This window comes from Larkinella fluvii (assembly GCF_051857545.1).
Classification (GTDB): domain Bacteria; phylum Bacteroidota; class Bacteroidia; order Cytophagales; family Spirosomataceae; genus Larkinella.
This window is the reverse complement of record NZ_JBPZHB010000012.1, coordinates 37,902-56,188: the sequence shown is the minus strand read 5'-3', so window position 1 is coordinate 56,188 and position 18,287 is coordinate 37,902. Positions and strand designations below refer to the sequence as shown.

Annotated in this window: 14 protein-coding genes; 11 read left to right on the top strand and 3 right to left on the bottom strand. The window is 51.6% G+C overall.

The genetic code is table 11. The annotated features are described in order from the left end of the window. Position 1 precedes the first annotated feature (1 nt). Positions 2-1,921 (bottom strand): sensor histidine kinase, encoded by a 1,920-nt coding sequence (locus ACS5NO_RS28120; RefSeq protein WP_439418214.1) that lies wholly within the window; start codon positions 1,919-1,921, stop codon positions 2-4. A 267-nt stretch (positions 1,922-2,188) separates the two neighbouring features. Between ACS5NO_RS28120 and ACS5NO_RS28115 the strand changes: the two genes are divergently transcribed. The 3 genes from ACS5NO_RS28115 to ACS5NO_RS28105 all read left to right on the top strand — a co-directional run bounded on the left by ACS5NO_RS28115 (position 2,189) and on the right by ACS5NO_RS28105 (position 7,218). After that, positions 2,189-3,454 (top strand): serine hydrolase, encoded by a 1,266-nt coding sequence (locus ACS5NO_RS28115; RefSeq protein WP_439418213.1) that lies wholly within the window; start codon positions 2,189-2,191, stop codon positions 3,452-3,454. A gap of 190 nt (positions 3,455-3,644) precedes the next feature. Further along, positions 3,645-5,204, top strand: a complete 1,560-nt coding sequence (locus ACS5NO_RS28110; RefSeq protein ID WP_439418212.1) for a flavin-containing monooxygenase — start codon at positions 3,645-3,647, stop codon at positions 5,202-5,204. Between the two features lie 688 nt (positions 5,205-5,892). Beyond that, on the top strand, positions 5,893-7,218 hold the full coding sequence (locus ACS5NO_RS28105; protein ID WP_439418211.1) for a GAF domain-containing sensor histidine kinase: 1,326 nt from the start codon (positions 5,893-5,895) through the stop codon (positions 7,216-7,218). A 991-nt stretch (positions 7,219-8,209) separates the two neighbouring features. Here ACS5NO_RS28105 and ACS5NO_RS28100 read toward each other — a convergent pair. Beyond that, positions 8,210-8,482 (bottom strand): hypothetical protein, encoded by a 273-nt coding sequence (locus tag ACS5NO_RS28100; protein WP_439418210.1) that lies wholly within the window; start codon positions 8,480-8,482, stop codon positions 8,210-8,212. Positions 8,483-8,488: 6 nt separating this feature from the next. After that, positions 8,489-9,376: a helix-turn-helix domain-containing protein gene (locus ACS5NO_RS28095; protein ID WP_439418209.1), complete on the bottom strand. Its 888-nt coding sequence runs from the start codon at positions 9,374-9,376 to the stop codon at positions 8,489-8,491. A gap of 291 nt (positions 9,377-9,667) precedes the next feature. Between ACS5NO_RS28095 and ACS5NO_RS28090 the strand changes: the two genes are divergently transcribed. The 8 genes from ACS5NO_RS28090 (at position 9,668) to ACS5NO_RS28055 (ending at position 18,251) form a co-directional block, all read left to right on the top strand. Further along, positions 9,668-10,087 carry a cyclophilin-like fold protein gene (locus ACS5NO_RS28090; RefSeq protein ID WP_439418208.1) on the top strand — a complete coding sequence of 140 codons (420 nt, stop codon included), beginning with the start codon at positions 9,668-9,670 and terminating at the stop codon, positions 10,085-10,087. 28 nt (positions 10,088-10,115) lie between these two features. After that, positions 10,116-11,216, top strand: coding sequence for an alpha/beta hydrolase (locus tag ACS5NO_RS28085; RefSeq protein ID WP_439418207.1), 1,101 nt, complete (start codon positions 10,116-10,118; stop codon positions 11,214-11,216). Positions 11,217-11,253: 37 nt separating this feature from the next. Beyond that, complete coding sequence (locus ACS5NO_RS28080; RefSeq protein WP_439418206.1) at positions 11,254-12,003, top strand: SDR family NAD(P)-dependent oxidoreductase; 750 nt, start codon at positions 11,254-11,256, stop codon at positions 12,001-12,003. Between the two features lie 72 nt (positions 12,004-12,075). After that, positions 12,076-12,549: a (R)-mandelonitrile lyase gene (locus ACS5NO_RS28075; protein ID WP_439418205.1), complete on the top strand. Its 474-nt coding sequence runs from the start codon at positions 12,076-12,078 to the stop codon at positions 12,547-12,549. Positions 12,550-12,713: 164 nt separating this feature from the next. Then, positions 12,714-13,352 (top strand): aldehyde dehydrogenase iron-sulfur subunit PaoA, encoded by a 639-nt coding sequence (paoA, locus tag ACS5NO_RS28070; protein ID WP_439418204.1) that lies wholly within the window; start codon positions 12,714-12,716, stop codon positions 13,350-13,352. Positions 13,353-13,366: 14 nt separating this feature from the next. Continuing rightward, entirely contained in the window at positions 13,367-14,314 is a 948-nt protein-coding gene (locus ACS5NO_RS28065; RefSeq protein WP_439418203.1) for an FAD binding domain-containing protein, read from the top strand. Between the two features lies 1 nt (position 14,315). Further along, positions 14,316-16,526: an aldehyde oxidoreductase molybdenum-binding subunit PaoC gene (gene paoC, locus ACS5NO_RS28060; protein WP_439418202.1), complete on the top strand. Its 2,211-nt coding sequence runs from the start codon at positions 14,316-14,318 to the stop codon at positions 16,524-16,526. 63 nt (positions 16,527-16,589) lie between these two features. Continuing rightward, positions 16,590-18,251, top strand: a complete 1,662-nt coding sequence (locus tag ACS5NO_RS28055; protein ID WP_439418201.1) for a carboxylesterase/lipase family protein — start codon at positions 16,590-16,592, stop codon at positions 18,249-18,251. Positions 18,252-18,287: the final 36 nt, after the last annotated feature.

Sequence of the window (18,287 nt, the reverse complement as noted above, 5' to 3'; positions counted from 1 at the left end):
GTTATGACGCGGGAATAGGTACGCTCAGAATCACAGTATGCCCTTGTGCACTGGCATCCACCAGCAGTTCGGCTTTCAGGAAGTGTGCTTTGGTGTTTAAATTTTGCCAGCTACTATCCTTCCTATCGTTGAGGGATACACTTCTTCCATTGTCTTCAACCATCAGGCTGAGCCGGTCGGTGTGATAAATCAGTTGTATCGTTACTTCTGTGGTTCCTTCATGTTGTTGAGCGTGCCGGATCAGATCGGTTGCTATGCTCAAAATCAACCATTCTGATTGCGGGGCTAGCGGCCGGATTTGTCCCAGACTCATAAACTCAAAAAGAATCCATCCGTCCGAACGCTTCCGGATGGCTTCTTCAATTGCATTGGCGAGACCGGTTTGGTTTAGGTGCTTGGGCATCAATTGATGAGAAATCGTTCGCAGTTCACTGGCCGCTTGATCGAGTAAAACCTGCGCCTGGAGCACCGGGGCGGTTTTTTCGTCACGGGCCAGTCTTGATAAATAACCCTTGGCTGTTGCAAGCGTCGCGCCCACCTCATCGTGAAGATCCTGTGCCAGCCGTTGCCGTTCCTTTTCCAGCGAATTGATCACCCGTTGTTGCGCAATCTGTTTGGCTTCCAGTAAATTGAGTTCCAGGATACGATTCTCCTGCCGGAATGTTTGATAGCGATGGGCAAGTCCATAAGAGAAGAAGATGATGTCCAGAAAAACCGTAATGCCGATAATGACATACGTCTGGACATCTACCGGAAGTGCCCAACCCTGGTCCTGGCAGAAGTTGATGAACGAAACGCTGGAATAGCCTATAAACTCAATGATTAGAGCATAGGTATAATACCGAACAAGGGGGGCTTTTTGATCGCGATCGCTCCGGCGCACGGTTTCGTACAGGCTCAGGGCCGTGAGCAAAACCAGAACAATGACAAAGTAGCGCGTGGCCGATGCCACGAATTGGTAGAAATAGGTTTCGCGCCCTTCCAGTTCAGCAAAGTGGATGCTCAAAACCGCCAGCAGAGTCCCCATCACGCCCACTTTGAAGGCCGTAATCCACGGATAGACCCGGCTGTTTTGGGGGGGCTGCCGAATAAAAAACTGCAAGAACGTAATCTGGGCAATCATTGATACCCATATATACAGATAAACTGGGGCTAGTTCATTGATCGCTGGCAGATCAGGCCAGAGGTACTGAAAACCGAGTCCCGCATCCGAAAACAAATGCATAGTCATGAAGTGAAGATACAGCGCATACCAGAGATAGATCCAATCTCTGGTAGCCAGCAGCATCACCAGGGTAACCAGGCAGATAATGCAAACGATACCGATGTAAATACCCCAGAAAAAATATTCATCGCGGTCAACCTGGAGGAAAACCGCGCGGGGCCAAAGGCGGATAAAAAACGATAGTATCGCATGAGAATGCTCGAATCGCAGGTAATAACCGGCTTTGGTGCTGACGGGCAACCGGAGGGGAAAAACGTAATTATTATTGACGATGGGCCGCTGGCTAAACCGGTAGTGGTCGCCGGTTCGGGCCAGCAGCTGAATGCGGTTATTACTCACTTCAAACAGTTCAACCTGATCGATGTTGGCGTATTCGATTTCGAGCATCAAGTCCGCTTTCTGAACAGTTTCGAGCTCAAAAAAGAGCCAGTGTACTGTTGTCGTGTAGCCAAAATCCTGACGATACGTTTGGCTTTCAGACGGCTTGAAATGCCCTTCTCTGTGTAAATGTATTGCCTGGTGGATGGTGACCCGACCGGTAGTATCCTCAAAATGATGGATTGCATCGCGCAGTGAAAACTCTCCGGACGGAAGAGCCGATGTGCCCACCAGTAAAGGCTGCTGAGCAGGTTGAGCCCAGGCGGCCTGAACCAGAACCATCCAGGCGAACAGCCAAAAATACCACAAATGGCCCATTATGAAGCAGGAGTCAGGCTACTACTGTCGGTCAAACGCCATTGCCTGCATCGGCCCCGGGCGAACGTTCAGCCTATAAATTCCTAAAGAGTAAAGAATTATAAATCAATGTATGAAGCACTAAAGGTCAAAAGAACGGCTTTCCGGCTAAAAATACAAACAAGTTGGTATGGAATGGGCCGGTGTAGCCAGGCTACCTTTGCATCGTTCAAATTAACAATCCATCCACAATCAAACAGCGGCATTGCTCGCACAAACCACACACCCATGAAACGTTCATTTCAATTTCTGACCGGATTCGCCTTGATTCTACCCTTACTGTTGTTCACCGGCTGTGACAAACCCGAAGACCAGGTACTACCCCAGGAGTCAACCAGCCGCGCCCGCATCGGTGATTTTGCCCCCATCATCAGCAATGGCGGTTTCGATCCGGAGCTGTTCGCCAACAAACTCGAAATGTATCTAAAGGGTAAAGTTCCGGGGGCGGGTTATCGCATCTGGGTGAACGGACAACCTTTCAGCAAAGGGTCAACCGGCGTTGGAAAAGCCCGCTATCCGATCGATGCGCCTGAACTGGCCTACACCCCAACCGTTCGACAGGATGTGGCCGGCTGCACCCAGTTTGTAACGGCGCTGACGGTTTTGCGGATTCTGGAACGCAATGGTAAATCGGCGCAGGAACCCGTTTGGCCCTATTTGCCCAGCTACTTCAAGCCCCATCCGGATTTCAAAAAACTGCGTTTTATCGATCTGCTCTCGCATACCAGCGGTCTTGTCGACCTGAGTCCCGGCACGCCCAATGACTATGTTGAAGATATCCAGGCCACGGTGGAAAGCGGAATTCAGTTGAGTGAGTTTACCAACAATCAATACGATCAGGAACCGATGAATTACACCATCTGTCGGCTGCTGGTACCCTATCTGATCGCTAAACTCGAAGATCCCACGATTCTGAATATACTCAAGCAGATCGAAGGCAATGCGATTCAATTGAATCTCTATACGTCTCTGACTTTCCTGGAACAGGTGCGATCGGCTGTTCTAAAACCTGCGGGGATCGGCACCTGGAATCAGGTCGATTTTCAGCCCTGGGGCGGTTCCTCGAATCAACTCGCCAAGTTTTATCCAACCAACCTGGCCAATTCACCGGGTCTGAACGGCGTATCGAGGGTGAAGACGTCGGGTGCGGTCGGGTTATACATCAATGCAAACGAACTGGCCCAGGTGGTCGCTGCAGCACGAGCCGGTAAGATTGTCTCGGCCAACACGTACCAGCTCATGAAACTAGGGAAGTCGCTGAAGCACTCGTTAGGCTTCGATGATGCATTTGACGGGAAGCACGGTTCTTATTATTACAAACACAGTTACATGGAAGACTACAGTGGCGGGAACCTCAGCGCAGCGATCATTGATTTTCACGGAGATAGCGGAGAACCCCTGAACGTTCAACTGGTGCTGACGGCCAATATGCCGAATAAGGTGGCCACGCATCCCATTATCCTATCCCAGATTTTTGACGAATCCTGGAAGTAAAGCAAAACTGTTTTCATTAAAAAAGCCGCTCTGTGTTCACAGAGCGGCTTTTTTAATGAAAAGCGGGTCAGATTGACCGTTAAATAAGAGCATCGGATTTTCTTACAAAATACAAACTTGTTTGTATGAAATGCCCCTAACCAATGGGCCACCTTTGTAGCATCAGTTAACCATTAAAATCTTTCTGAAAATGCTAAACCTTAAGCATCCATCCACACCATCCATTCAGGAAACCGATTCAGTAAATCGTCCGAAAAAAGTAGGCATCATCGGTGCGGGCGTCAGCGGACTGGTTACGGCCAAAACCATGCGCGAACACGGTTTTGAGGTCGTTCTGTTTGAAAAGGAAGCCGAGTTGGGGGGCGTCTGGAGTTCCACCCGCCGGTATCCCAATGTCACCACCCAGAATACCCGCGATACGTACACGTTCTCCGATTTTCCGATGCCCAAACACTATCCGGAATGGCCCACTGGCCAGCACGTTCAGGAATACCTGGGTAATTACGCCCGCCATTTCAAGATTTTGTCGTCGGTTCGGTTCAACACCAAAGTGGAACTGGCCGAACCCATTGAGGAGGGAAAAAGAGGCTGGCTGCTGCATCTGAGCCAGAACGGCAATTTGACCAACATGACGGTGGATCATCTGGTGGTTTGCAACGGCGTTTTCAGTGAGCCCAATATGCCCCTGATTCGGGACCGGGAGTTGTTCCGGGGTGAGGTGATGCACAGCACCCAATTTCGTCAGGAGCATCTCGACGCGGCCAAAACCCGGAAAGTAACCGTCGTCGGTTTTGCCAAATCAGCCCATGATATTCTCTCGCAAGTAGGTAACGTTTCGGAAAAACCGGTTTGTATTTACCGGGAAGCCAAGTGGAAAATGCCCCGTATATTTTGGGGACTCAACTTTAAATACCTGCTTCTCCACCGGTTTGGCGAGTCGCTGTTTCCCTACCGGGTTTTATACGGCATCCACCAGTTCTTACACGGCCCGCTGGGCAAACCCGTTACCAATTTGCTGGTGAAAGGAATTGGTAAGCTGGTAGCGGCTCAGTTGAATCTTAAGAAAAGTGGTCTGTTACCCGAAAAACCGTTCGAGAGCCTCGCCAATTGTTCCATTGGGCTTACTTCTGACAATTTTTATAAGTGGGCAGCATCGGGCAAAATCCAACTTGAAAAAGGAGAAATTGGCCGCTTTGAAGAAGACGGGGTGGTCTTGACGAACGGAAAGAAAATTACCGCCGACATGGTTGTATTTGCCACCGGATTCCGGCAAACCGTACCATTTTTCGACCAATCGGTCAGCCGTAGGTTGCGAAACGAAAAGGGTTGGTTTCAGTTGTACCGCAACATCCTGCCGACCGATGTGGCGAATCTCACTTTTGTGGGCTACAATCCGTCGCTCTTCACCCCATTTACATCCGAACTGGCGGCTCACTACTCGGCTCAGTATTTTAAACGTGAACTCATACTGCCTGCTCCCGCCGATCGGAACGCTGAAATTGGCCGCCACCAACAGTGGTTAGCACAACGGGTTCCGCATGGTCATTCCTCAGGTCTGTGCATTATCCCGTTCTCGTTTCATCACGCCGACGAATTAATGCGCGACATGGGGCTGAGTACCCGCCGAACCCGAAACCCGATTAAAGAATTTATGGCCCCTTTCAACCCTAAAATCTACAGCGGGCTGTCGCAGGAATTGATGACCCAATCGCGAAAACGATCACAACATGTAGCGTTCGTCCAAGCTTAATCCAGCCCTAAACGGCGAGTTGAGGCTTTCGTAGCTTTTGAACCGCGGGTGGTAGGACGGGCAAATTCGGTCCGCAACACGGCGAGTTCTTTCACCTAACGTAATCGCCAGAGTCAAATTGATTTTATCAAGTGGTGGGTTCATGCTGTACTACACGGAGAATAGCTTTACAGAATTGAGTAGAGCTATTCTCCGCGTAGTATCCTACTTAGTAAATTTCTTTTCGCATTTTGAACGGACATTTTGACCCCAATCAAGTCCTTTGTTAAAAGAGAAAATAACCGGTTCAGAAAGTTATACATTTCAGATCAAGCCCGTGCGTCACGGTTTCCATTAGTGAAGTGCCACACAGCCTGATTTGTAAATGAACCTATCCATCAGTCACTAGACGGGGTAGCTGATCATCCGTCAGTGGTTGAGGCAGATGGCAGCCTTGCCAAAACGGATCGATTGATCGCAGTACGCTATGAGTTTAAACCGCGATTAAAAACCGCTGATCAGTTGTCCCGTTGATACCAGGAATCAGTCACTTCACCGTCCGCCCGCCTGTTAAGCCTGAGTCAAGCTACTGAAATGGCATTGTATTTGTGTATTCAACTCTAAAGTGAAGTGAACAATCCTTTCAGCATGGGTTTTACACCCGCCAATTCTGGGATGTGATTTTCGCTGATTCATACCTAAGAGCGTAATGGATACACCGGACCATCAAGACCAGCAGTTCGTTCAGTCCAATCGCCAACCAGGCGATTGGAGTACTACTTTACCCCTAGAGGTAGAAACAAAATACGTTTTAAAAAACAGCTACCCAATTCCTGAAAACGAATTTCAACGACTCGTTGACCTGGCCGACTTCGACTTGGATTATTCGGGGCTTCAGGACAAATTTAAAGACCTCACAACACTAGCGGCCAAAGTTACTGGAACAGAAGTATCCTTGATTAACCTAATTGATTCGTATACGCAGTGGAGCATCACCAATTACGGGCTGGATTTGACTTCGATGCCGCGTGAAAACTCCGTCTGTCAGTACACCATTATGGAGCCTGACAATTTTGAGGTTAAAGATTTACAACTTGATGAACGATTTGCAGAAGAATTTTATGTAACCGAAGATCCCCATTTACGCTACTATTTTGGCATACCTCTCAAATCGAGCAATGGCAACCACCTTGGTGCACTTTGCGTACTCGATACGAAGACAAAAGAGCTTGACGCGGAGAAAATAGAACTATTACGAATTATTGCCGCTGAAGTCGTGAGCCGTCTCTATACCATTCGGGAGATACAATACTTAAAACGACAGGTAACCGAAGTAAATGAATCCCAAAGACGGGTATCCCATGACATTCGAGGGCCTTTGGGGGGTATTCTTACCATGGCCCAATTGGTAACCAGCAGTGAAGCCAATCTCAAACTAAACGAAATTCTGGAATTTATTCAGCTCATTCAAGTATGTAGTAAATCGCTACTCGAATTGGCAGATGAAATTCTAGTCAACGATGATAAGTGGAAGCTTGAGAACGGCAATTCGTCCCAATCAGAAGTCTTTCATCAAGTCAAATTGAAGGATACCCTGGATAAGCTATACACTCCCCAAGCCCGGGCGAAAGGAATCCGTTTCATTGTTTCGACAGATGCTTCCACTGAATTGATTCCCTTTTCACGTAATAAAGTGGTACAGATTGTGGGTAATTTAATTTCAAATGCCATCAAGTTCACAATGGAAGGTGGGAGTGTTTGGGTCACTATCAAGTTACATATTGAGGGATCCCACAATATTCTGAGTCTAACCGTTCAGGATTCTGGCTTAGGTATGACGAGCGAGAAAGTTATGTCTATATTGACTGGCCAGGGCCGTTCGAGCCATGGGACAGCCGGAGAGTCCGGCTATGGCTTTGGTCTCCCTTTGGTTCAACATTTGGTTGATACGCTGAAAGGACAACTGAGTATTACTTCAACCCCAGGGCAAGGGACTTGCTTTAAGGTGAATTTAAGGCAGCAAAAAGTCAGTTGATGGAGAAGCCCCGGTAGTGATTCCTAATTTGGGTTCTTATCAACCCAGCGACAAGCCCGATAGTCGGGTTGATCCGGTCGAGGGGGCATTTCCGGTTCTGATGCGCCCCTACTAGCCTAACAAACCGATTAGGAAGCACGCATCAGCTGAAGAATCTAGCCTAAGTCCTCACAGAGCGGTTTCTCGTGGTCCAATTAAGCCAGAGAAACTGAAGAAACGGCAAGTGCTTCAATAAGACTAGGGCTTCCGTTACTTAGCGGAGTTACAACGGCAGGCAGGTTACCCTAAATTGCCCGGCAGCAATTACCGTTTCACGGTCAGCTGCCGTTAAAGCCGCGCTAATCGACCCTATCAAAAGCCTGCGTTCCGAATAAGCATGAATTCTAAGCTCTACTTGGATCTAACCAGCGATGGATGGAGCGGTAGCAGCGGATCGTTGGCTGGCCAACAAGTTTCTATTTGTTCTAGATAAGGGAATAAAGGTTTTCTTGACCGCTTGACTGGCGGCGGCTTAATCTGAACAATTTTGGGTACTGGTCCTGGCTCCAGTCTATGATCTGGGAAGTAGAGGTATATGCAAAATCGTCAAGCGTTAATCCATTCGGGCGAGTTGTCGACTTGCTAGCACAAAAACCCCTATGGTTCAACTGCAAAATTGCTCGAGCCTGCACTTGTAATTCATCCCCACCCAATGCCCATCGAAGCCCTATCACCCTCCCTATGGTAATCAATCCGGCACACTCATCTCAATGCGGCACTGGTTGTCAGCAGTAGTAGGGGTGGATCCACATTTACTGAACCGATATCTTGACCCAAAATAAGCCACTTTTGATTTTAAGGTGATAGAGTTCAGGAAACTTTAAATAATGATCTGGAGCCCATTTACTTCTCTTTTTCCAATTGCTTTAATATCGAAATAACCTGTGTGAACTCCTGCATGCGCATTTAAAACATCAATATGCCCTATAATTTTTTACTTCTGGTATGATTCTCAGACGGTTGTGAAGCCGTCCATCTGACGGACCCATCTCAACTTATCTGTGCTGCTGAAAATGTTACACGGGTCACCGTTGCGATTGATTCGTAAGATGGCAATCGCAACGACCCGCGACGGCACGGTCCGCCGTTGCAGTACCGTTCGCAGGGGCCGGTCCGCCGGTGCGGCCCCACCCCGGTTGAGTCTATTGGAGTAAGGCAATAAGGTCAAACTACCGTCTCGTGGAAACTCAGGGTCGCCCGAGCTGGCGTTTGGCGAGAAAGGCATACTATTTTAATTCAAACCACGATACTCAATCGGAGAAACCCCCACTTTTTGTTTGAAGAACCGGGTAAAATGCTGCGGATACCTGAACCCAAGTTCATAGGCTATTTCGCTCACCGATTTACTGGTATCGAACAGCCGCTCTTTCGCCAAATCAATCAGATGCAGTTGGATGAATTCCAGGGCCGACTTCCCTGTTTCCTTCTTGATCAGATCGCCGAAGTAATTGGGCGATAAGTTCAGTTCCTGGGCGAAGTGGGCAACGGTGGGGACGCCCTCTGTCCCTATTTTTTCTCCCAATAAATAGTCGTTTAGTTTCTTTTCGAACTGCTCCAGTATGCCGTGATTAGCGTGCTCCCGGGTAATGAATTGCCGATCATAAAAGCGTAAACAGTATTTTAAGAACAATTCCAGATTCGCCACGATCAGCTGTTTACTGTGGCGATCAATGGTTTGGCTGATTTCGGCTGTTATATTATCAAAGCAAGTCGTCACGACGGCTCTTTCTTTGTCGGAAAGATGCAAGGCTTCATGGGACTGGTAACTGAAAAATGAATAGTCGTGGATCTGTTTACCTAAACTGGTGCCTTTGATCAGATCGGGATGAAAGACCAGGGCCTTCCCATACGGTTGATGCCGTTCGCCTTCCGGCTCATTGGTTATGATCTGCCCAGGCCCAAAAAAGACCATCGTTCCTTCGGCATAATCATAATACTGGTTGCCGTACCGCAGATCACCGCAGTTCGTCTCTTTGATGATAATGGCGTAAAAGCTGAGCGTAAACTTCTCCCGGAGAAGGGGCTTCGACTGATTAAAATCAACCAGACTGATGAGCGGATGCTGGGTTCGATTGTTGAACGTATCCGCATATTTTTTGATCGTATCGTAGTGGATCATGGGCTCTTTTTTGGTCAAATCTATAGACGAAAATCGTGCTTTTGTAGGCTACCTGTAAAAGTGGTAGGCAAAACCGTAAAATGTATAAAACAGAGTGGGTTGGCACGGGGTACCTTTGCACCGTACTGAATGGACTGTCACGCAAACACCTGTCAATGAGTCTACCGGGTGATTTGATAGCTTGTTTAGGAAACTTCATTCCATCCAACGACCTTGAAACAAACCCAGATACGACTACTGCCTTTAATGCTGGTTTTTCTCAGTATCCTGGCTTGCAAAACTGACGATCCGATGACCCAGGAAAACCCCATTCCGCCAGCCGGAAACACAGCGGTTATCAACCCCGGCAACCCGAATCTCTCCAATCAGTTACGTATTCGGGTGGGCACCGGCACGTTCACGGCGACCTTGTTGGATAACCCGTCCGTCACGGCCTTCAAAGCGCGGTTACCTCTGACGACCGTTATGAAAGAGCTCAACGGCAACGAAAAGTTTGTGGATCTGCCTAACAGCTTACCCACTAGTGCCTCCAATCCCGGAACGATTCAGGCGGGGGATCTAATGCTCTACGGTTCCAGCACCCTTGTGCTCTTTTACAAAACGTTCCAGACCTCGTATAGTTACACCAGGCTTGGCCGGATCGACAATCCGGCGGGACTGGCAACGGCCCTGGGCGCGGCCAGTGTAACCGTCACCTTTGAGCTGGAATAAGCCTATTCATTCATTTAACAGCTAACCAATGAAACCACTAGCAATTCGAATGCTCATCTTTCTACTGATCGTGGGGCCGGCATTCAGTCAACATCTACCTGCACAAAACGCATCGAACGTGGCGCAGACCGAATACTTAACCTTCACGCTCAGCGATAAGGTAACCAAGAAAAACGTGTATTACCAGACGCGGTATGGCATTACCGTGGCCGCTCATTTATATACCCCTAAAAACATCAATACCTCCAAAAAGTATCCCGCCCTGGTCATTGGTACGCCTTACGGGGGCGTCAAAGAACAGGGAGCCGGTATTTATGCGCAAAACATGGCGGAACGGGGCTTTGTAGCCCTGGCCATTGATGAGTCGTACAATGGGGAAAGCAGTGGAGAACCCCGGCATGTTTCCTCGCCGGACGTGTTCACCGAGGACTTCAGTGCGGCCGTCGATTTTTTAGGCACCCGTCCCTTTGTGGACCGAAACCGAATTGGGGCAATCGGGATTTGCGGCAGTGGTGGTTTTGCCCTGAAAGCCGCCCAGGTCGATCATCGGATCAAAGCGGTGGTGACCACCAGTATGTACGATATGAGCGACGTCATGCGCAACGGCTGGAAAAACAGTATGACTCCCGAAGAGCGCAATAAGACCCTGGACCAACTGGCCGAGCAGCGGTGGAAAGACGTTGATCGTGGTCAGCCGGAATTAGCGGCCTCTTTTCCCAGTAAACCAGTTACGGCAATCCCAGCGGGATTAGACCCCATTGCCAGTGAGTTTTTTGAATATTACGGCATGAAGCGGGGGCATCACCCGAACGCCATTGGTGCCTTTACCAAAACCAGCCCGATGGCGTTCATGAACTTTCCGCTGCTGAACTACATCGAAACCATTTCACCCCGACCCATTTTGCTGATTATCGGTGAAAACGCCCATTCACGTTATTTTAGTGAGGATGCCTACCAGCAGGCGGCCCAGCCCAAAGAACTCTATATCGTGCCCAAGGCCCGGCACATTGATCTGTACGATCGGGTCGAGATGATCCCCTTCGAAAAACTCACCGCCTTTTTTACGCAGTATTTAACGGAAGCTAAGCCGGTTGAAAAAGAGAGCAAAGCGGTTAGTGCCAATAAGTAAGGGTCGATCAACAAGTTAAATGCCAGGATACAAAACCATGAATGATCAAGTCGTGTTTGTAACCGGTGGTGGGATGGGGATGGGTGAAGCCGTCGCCCTGCTGGCCGCCGAACGAGGAGCCAACGTCGTCGTCGCCGACGTGAATGAAACGGCGGCTCAGACCGTCGTGGATCGAATTAAAGCAAGGGGTGGAGAAGCCATCGCCGTCAAATGCGATGTCAGCTCAGCGGGTGAGGTGCAAGCCGCCATTGAGCGCACGGTAGCCGTCTATGGCCGATTAGATGCCGCCTTCAACAATGCCGGGATCATGGTGCCCCTGACCGATACGGCGGATTTGGAAGAAGCCCAGTTCGACCGGGTGACCAGCATCAATTACAAAGGGGTGTGGCTGTGTATGAAATATGAATTGCAACAGATGCGCCAGCAGGGCAGCGGGGCCATTGTCAATAATTCGTCGATTGGGGGATTGATCGGCGGTGTAGGCCGATCAGCTTATCATGCCGCTAAACATGGTGTATTGGGACTGACCAAGAGTGCGGCAATGGAATACGCGCCCAAGGGCATCCGCATCAATGCCATTTGCCCTGGCACGATCGAAACGCCGATGGTCGATACCATGTTTCGAACCGGCGATCTGTCGCAGCATGCGACTATCCAAGGAGCGCCCATCAAACGACTCGGTAAAGCGACCGAAGTCGCGGAAGCGGTCCTCTGGCTGTTTAGTCCAGCCTCCAGCTATATCATCGGCCAGCCTATATCGGTCGATGGTGGTCTGAGTATTTCCTAACCGGGCACTTGGTGCGGGAACGATTTACCCAAGTAGACCAATAGCCGCCGATGACCCAATAACCAACAAATTATGAAAACGATCATCCTTGTATTCTTCTATTCAAGCCTTTTATCCCTCGGTTTCATGGATTTAATGATGGCTCAAAACATAAACAGGACGCCAGCCGTAAGCCAGGGCTCAGCCTCCAATTTTAGCGGTAGCGTTCGGGTGACTACGTTGGTAGCTGCTAATACCGAAACCGATTGCATCGTCAGTAGTGTCACGTTTGAAGCAAAAGCCAGAACGTTCTGGCATACGCATCCCAACGGGCAACTGCTGGTGGTGACCCAGGGGACGGGCTATTATCAGGAGAAAGACAAACCCATTCAACTCATCCGGGAAGGTGAATCGGTGACCATTCCTCCTGGGGTAACGCACTGGCACGGGGCAGGTCCTTCCAGCCAGTTCACGCATATTGCCATCAATCCCAATTGCAGTAAGGGAGGAGCGGTTACCTGGCTCCAAGCCGTTACTGATGAAGAATACGATAAAGTGCCTAACTAGGCACTCAATACACCCACTTTGAGTAAGCTAATTGCACAATTGCTATCTTTATTTCGATTAAATATAGAAAAAGGCAAGAACAGGCAGTGTGAATGCCACTCCCAGTAGAATGTTAGCGCATTTAAACGAACAACTACCGATCAACCCCGTAAAACGGCAATGTTATGGAAGAGTCAAACGAGTCGACGATGAGTCGGCGTGAAATGATTGTTGGAACGACCGCTGCGATTGCCGCTATTACCCTGGCAAACGTGACGGGTACCCAGGCGGCTCCGCATTCAGTTTCCCTGTCGCTAGCGAAGGTATCATTCACCGTCAATGGGCAACCCCATGACCTGGAAATGGATACCCGAACAACCCTGCTCGATACCCTCCGGGAACACCTGCACTTTACGGGCACCAAAAAGGGCTGTGATCATGGGCAGTGTGGCGCGTGCACAGTACTGGTCAATAACCAGCGGATCAATTCCTGCCTATCGCTGGCCCTGCAGCATCAGGGCGATACCATTACCACCATTGAGGGGCTGGGAACACCCGATAAGCTGCATCCCATGCAGGCAGCCTTCATCAAGCACGATGGCTACCAGTGCGGCTACTGCACCCCGGGGCAGATTTGCTCGGCGGTGGCGGTACTCAATGAGATCAAGGCCGGTATACCCAGTCACGTGAGCGCGAGTTTGATTGATAAACCACAGCTCACCGACCGTGAACTGCGGGAACGGATGAGTGGCAATATCTGCCGCTGCGGGGCTTACTCCAATATTGCCGAAGCGATGAGTGAAGTAGCCGGAAAAACAGCCTAACTCGATAAGGTCTTATGAAAACATTCACCTACGAACGCGTGCAGACGCCCGCTGAAGCGGCTGCTGCCGCGGCCCGAACACCGGGGGCTAAATTTCTGGCGGGCGGCACCAATCTGCTCGATCTGATGAAGCTGGAAATCGAAGTGCCCACGCATATCATTGATATTGGCAAAATTGGCCTCAACAAAATCGAACCAACCCCGGCTGGAGGCCTGCGCATTGGGGCGCTGGTGAGTAATACGGATCTGGCTGCTCACCCCATCATACGTCGGGATTATGGGCTGCTGGCCAGAGCCCTGCTGGCGGGGGCATCGGGACAGTTGCGCAACAAAGCCACCACAGCCGGTAATCTGCTGCAACGGACCCGCTGCCCGTATTTTTACGATACCAACCAGCTTTGTAACAAGCGTGTGCCGGGCAGCGGCTGCGCGGCCATTGCTGGCTTTAGTCGGCAACTGGGCATCATCGGTACCAGTACCTCGTGCATCGCCACCTACCCAGGTGATATGGCCGTGGCGTTGCGTGCCCTCGATGCGACGGTAGAAACGGTAAAGGCCAACGGTGCCAAACGTACCCTTTCGCTGGACCAATTATACCGCCTGCCGGGTCAGACTCCGCACCGGGAAACGACGCTGGAGAAAAACGAACTGATTACCAATGTCGTCCTGCCGCCACCAGTGGGTGGGGTTCAGATCTACCACAAAGTACGCGACCGCAGTTCCTATGCCTTTGCCCTGGTGTCGGTGGCCGCTATTCTCCAGAAAGGAACGGGCCGGGTAGCGGTTGGGGGGATAGCCCCCCGACCCTGGCGGATTGAGTCTGCCGAGCCGCTGCTGCCATCCGGGGCGAAGACGTTTACCGCCCAACTGCTGAAAGGAGCCCGACCCACCAAAGAAAATGAATATAAGCTAGCCCTGGTGGAACGAACCCTGGCGGCCGTTTTAAACGAAGCTAACCACTGACATGAAATTTGAAACGCCTGCCGGAATCAATCCGATCGACCAGCTCAAGGTCATTGGGAAACCAACTGATCGCATCGAGGGTCCGCTGAAAACAACGGGAACGGCTACCTACGCCTACGAGCATAACGACGCCGTGTCGAATCCTGCTTATGGGTACGTCGTGGGGGCGGCAATTGCCAAAGGACGCATCAAGGCTATCGACCAGACCAAGGCTAAAGCCGCGCCCGGTGTACTGGCGATCGTAACGGCTGCCAGCGTGGGACCACTCAAGCCGGGTCAATTTTACGTCGACCGGCTGCTGGCCGGGCCGCAGATCGACCATTATCACCAGGCGGTCGCCGTGGTGGTGGCCGATACATTTGAGCAGGCCCGGGCGGCAGCTTCACTCCTGAAAATCAGCTATACCAAAACCAAAGGCGCGTTCGATTTGGCAGCCGCCAAAAACTCATCCCCTGTTGCCTCAAAGGGTCCGTACATTCCATCCCCGCAGTCGAACGTGGGTAATTTTGAGGGGGCGTTTGCATCGGCCCCCGTCAAATTGGACGAAACCTACACCACCCCCGACCAGACCCATGCGATGATGGAGCCTCACGCGACCATTGCCAAGTGGGATGGGGATAAGCTGACGTGCTGGGCATCCATTCAGCAGATCAACTGGGGCGTTCGGGACATCGCCATCGTGCTGGGTATCCCAAAGGAAAATATCAGGCTGATATCGACCTTTATTGGTGGCGGCTTCGGCGGGAAAGGCACGGTGCTGTCCGACATCATCGCGGCTTCCCTGGCGGCACGGGCCGCCGGTCGACCGGTGAAAGTAGCGCTGCCCCGACCGCTGATCATGAATAACACGACCCACCGCCCGGCGACGATTCAGCGCATCCGGATCGGTGCCACCCCCGAGGGAACCATCACGGCCATTGGGCACCAAAACTGGTCCGGGAATCTACCCGGTGGGCTCCCCGAATCGTCAACGGCCTCGACCCAACTGCTATACGCGGGAGCCAATCGATTCACGCAGCTGCGGCTGGCGGTGCTCGATCTGCCGGAAGGAAGTGCCATGCGCGCACCGGGGGAAGCTACGGGCATGATGGCGCTGGAAATCGCCATGGATGAAATGGCCGAAAAACTGAACATGGACCCCGTGGCCTTCCGCATCAAAAACGACACCCAGGAAGACCCCGAAAAATCGGGTCGCAAATTTTCCTCCCGCAAACTGGTCGAGTGCCTGCAAACCGGGGCGAAGCAATTTGGCTGGAACAAGCGGCAGGCTAAACCCGGCACCGTTCGGGAAGGGCAATGGCTGATCGGGATGGGCGTGGCGTCGGCCATCCGGGGGGCACCCATTCTGAAGTCAGCGGCCCGGGTGAGACTAAACCGGAAAGGCATCGTGACGGTCGAAACCGACATGACCGATATCGGAACAGGCAGTTATACTATTATCGGACAAACGGCGGCCGAGATGATGGGCATCAGCCTGGATAACGTGGTGGTCAAACTGGGCGATTCGACGTTTCCCGAATCACCCGGTTCGGGCGGGCAGTTGGGCGCGGCTTCATCTACGTCGGGCGTCTATGCCGCCTGCGTCAAACTGCGCGAAGCGGTCGCTAAATCGTTAGGCCTTAGCATCGAGAAAGCCGAGTTCGTGACCGGACAGGTACGCGAAGGTAACCGCAGCTATCCGTTAGGCGAGGCCGCCAAAGCCGCCGAACTCGTTGTACAGGATGAAATGACCTACGGAACCCTTTCCCAAGAGTACGCGCAGGACACCTTCGGGGCTCATTTCGTGGAAGTGGGCGTGAACCGCTACACGGGAGAAATCCGCATCCGGCGAATGCTGGCCGTTTGCCAGGCCGGGCGTATTCTAAACCCCAAAGCGGCCCGCAGTCAGGTGATCGGGGCCATGACCATGGGCGTGGGCGCGGCTCTAATGGAAGAACTAGTGGTCGACAAACAGGTTGGCTTCTTTGTCAACCACGACCTGGCCGGTTATGAAGTGCCCGTACACGCCGACATTCCCCATCTGGAGGTCATTCTGCTCGAAGATCTCGATCCCACCATGTCGCCCATGAAAGCAAAAGGGATTGGTGAGTTGGGGCTGGTGGGTGTGGCGGCAGCGGTCGCCAACGCCATCTATAATGCCACGGGTATCCGGGTTCGCGAGTACCCCATTACCCTTGACAAGCTGATCGATAAACTTAGCATCAATGGATAAGTAAGAAATCAAGTAACATTTTCCTTTATAAAAATTACGTCAAACGCCTGAACCACCATCCTGATGGATCCCCTAGACCGACGAGATTTTTTAACCCGCTTAACGCTGGCTACGGCCGCTTTGGCCACACCCGGATATAGCTTTTCCAGCGTGGGCAGGGCCGACGAATTCGTCGAGGTAACCACTACTCATGGTCGACTCAGAGGAGCACGAGCTGAAGGTGTAACAATCTTTAAGGGTATACCCTACGGGGGGCGCGTTTCCGGTGACCGGCGCTTTCGGCGGCCCGCTCCGCTCGAACCCTGGACCGGTGTGCGGGAAGCACTCCAGTTTGGTGCACCGGCCATTCAGCCACCCCGGCGCAATGAACCCACTCCCGCTGAAGACTGCCTGTTTCTGAATGTGTGGACACCCGCCAGCGACAATCGCAAACGCCCGGTGATGTTCTACAGCCACGGTGGCGGATTTGTGGCGGGCTCCGGGGCATCGGGTGGACAGGATGGAGCAAATCTGGCCCGCAACTTCGACGTCGTGGTCGTGGAGACCAACCACCGGCTGGGGCTTCTGGGCTTTCTGTATCTGGACGAGCTGGGTGGTTCAGAGTATGCCGGTTCGGGCAACATGGGGATGCTGGATATTGTGGCCGGTCTGAAATGGGTGCACGACAATATCACTCAGTTTGGGGGTGATCCCGCCAACGTCATGATCTGGGGTGAATCGGGCGGTGGGGCTAAAACCTCCTGCCTGTACGCCATGCCTGACGCGGCTCTCTACTTCAATAAGGCATCGATTGAAAGCGGGCCGGGGGTTCGCATGCTCCCCAAAGACGTAGCCGCCGAAACGACCGCCATGCTGCTGAAAGAACTCAATATTAGCTCCAAAGAATGGCGCAAGCTGCTCGACGTACCGGCGGCTGATTTGCTCGCCATCCAGAACAAGCTCCCCTCGGTACCGCCGTTTCAGGAAAAAAATAAAACCCAAATTTTGGTGCGCCGAAACTACGGCGGCTTCGGGCCAGTAGTGGATGGTGTGGTGCTACCCCATCATCCCTTCGACCCGACCGCACCGGCCATTTCACGCAATAAGCCGCTACTGGTGGGCTGGAACGAAGACGAGTACACTTTTTTTGCCTGGCAAAGTAAAGACACTGGTTTCGCTAAACTGGATTTTGACAGCCTAGCCAACAAACTGGAACCGCAATACGGAACGGATACACCTAAACTGATCGACACATACCGGAAATCAAATCCCAACGCATCGGCCCCCGCTATTTTTGTTGCTATCTCCTCCATCGCTATGATGGGACTGGGGTCAGTAGATATTGCCGAGAAGAAGGCAAAGCAAGGTGGGGCACCGGTGTATCTGTACAATTTCGGCTACAAGTCCGAAAAGAAAATTCCGGACACGGACTATGCGCTGGGTACGCCCCACGCGATGGACATATCGTTTAAATTCAACAACGAGGTGCCCCCCCGCGACGGATCTGCACCCAAAGAAAGCTATTTCGGGGGTAATCGCCACGAACGTTTTGCGGCTTCCCGCCACTTTGCCGAACTCTGGACCACCTTCGCCCGGACGGGCAAACCAGCCGCAAAGGACGTACCCGTCTGGCCAGCGTATAACCTCAACACCCGCCCCACCATGCGCATCGATTCAACTTGTGAGGTTATTGACAACCGCTTCAGCCACGAACTGGCTATGTGGCGGTCAATGGGTAAAGTCTGAAGGATCATAACACGCATCAACTCTTAAAATCTACTA

Coding starts and splice junctions, on each gene's coding strand:
- ACS5NO_RS28075 (WP_439418205.1), top strand. CDS start 12,076: ATGAAAACGATCATCCTTGTATTCTTCTATTCAAGCCTTTTATCCCTC.
- ACS5NO_RS28100 (WP_439418210.1), bottom strand. CDS start 8,482: ATGCCTTTCTCGCCAAACGCCAGCTCGGGCGACCCTGAGTTTCCACGA.
- paoA (WP_439418204.1), top strand. CDS start 12,714: ATGGAAGAGTCAAACGAGTCGACGATGAGTCGGCGTGAAATGATTGTT.
- ACS5NO_RS28105 (WP_439418211.1), top strand. CDS start 5,893: ATGGATACACCGGACCATCAAGACCAGCAGTTCGTTCAGTCCAATCGC.
- ACS5NO_RS28120 (WP_439418214.1), bottom strand. CDS start 1,921: ATGGGCCATTTGTGGTATTTTTGGCTGTTCGCCTGGATGGTTCTGGTT.
- paoC (WP_439418202.1), top strand. CDS start 14,316: ATGAAATTTGAAACGCCTGCCGGAATCAATCCGATCGACCAGCTCAAG.
- ACS5NO_RS28095 (WP_439418209.1), bottom strand. CDS start 9,376: ATGATCCACTACGATACGATCAAAAAATATGCGGATACGTTCAACAAT.
- ACS5NO_RS28055 (WP_439418201.1), top strand. CDS start 16,590: ATGGATCCCCTAGACCGACGAGATTTTTTAACCCGCTTAACGCTGGCT.
- ACS5NO_RS28065 (WP_439418203.1), top strand. CDS start 13,367: ATGAAAACATTCACCTACGAACGCGTGCAGACGCCCGCTGAAGCGGCT.
- ACS5NO_RS28080 (WP_439418206.1), top strand. CDS start 11,254: ATGAATGATCAAGTCGTGTTTGTAACCGGTGGTGGGATGGGGATGGGT.
- ACS5NO_RS28115 (WP_439418213.1), top strand. CDS start 2,189: ATGAAACGTTCATTTCAATTTCTGACCGGATTCGCCTTGATTCTACCC.
- ACS5NO_RS28090 (WP_439418208.1), top strand. CDS start 9,668: ATGACCCAGGAAAACCCCATTCCGCCAGCCGGAAACACAGCGGTTATC.
- ACS5NO_RS28110 (WP_439418212.1), top strand. CDS start 3,645: ATGCTAAACCTTAAGCATCCATCCACACCATCCATTCAGGAAACCGAT.
- ACS5NO_RS28085 (WP_439418207.1), top strand. CDS start 10,116: ATGAAACCACTAGCAATTCGAATGCTCATCTTTCTACTGATCGTGGGG.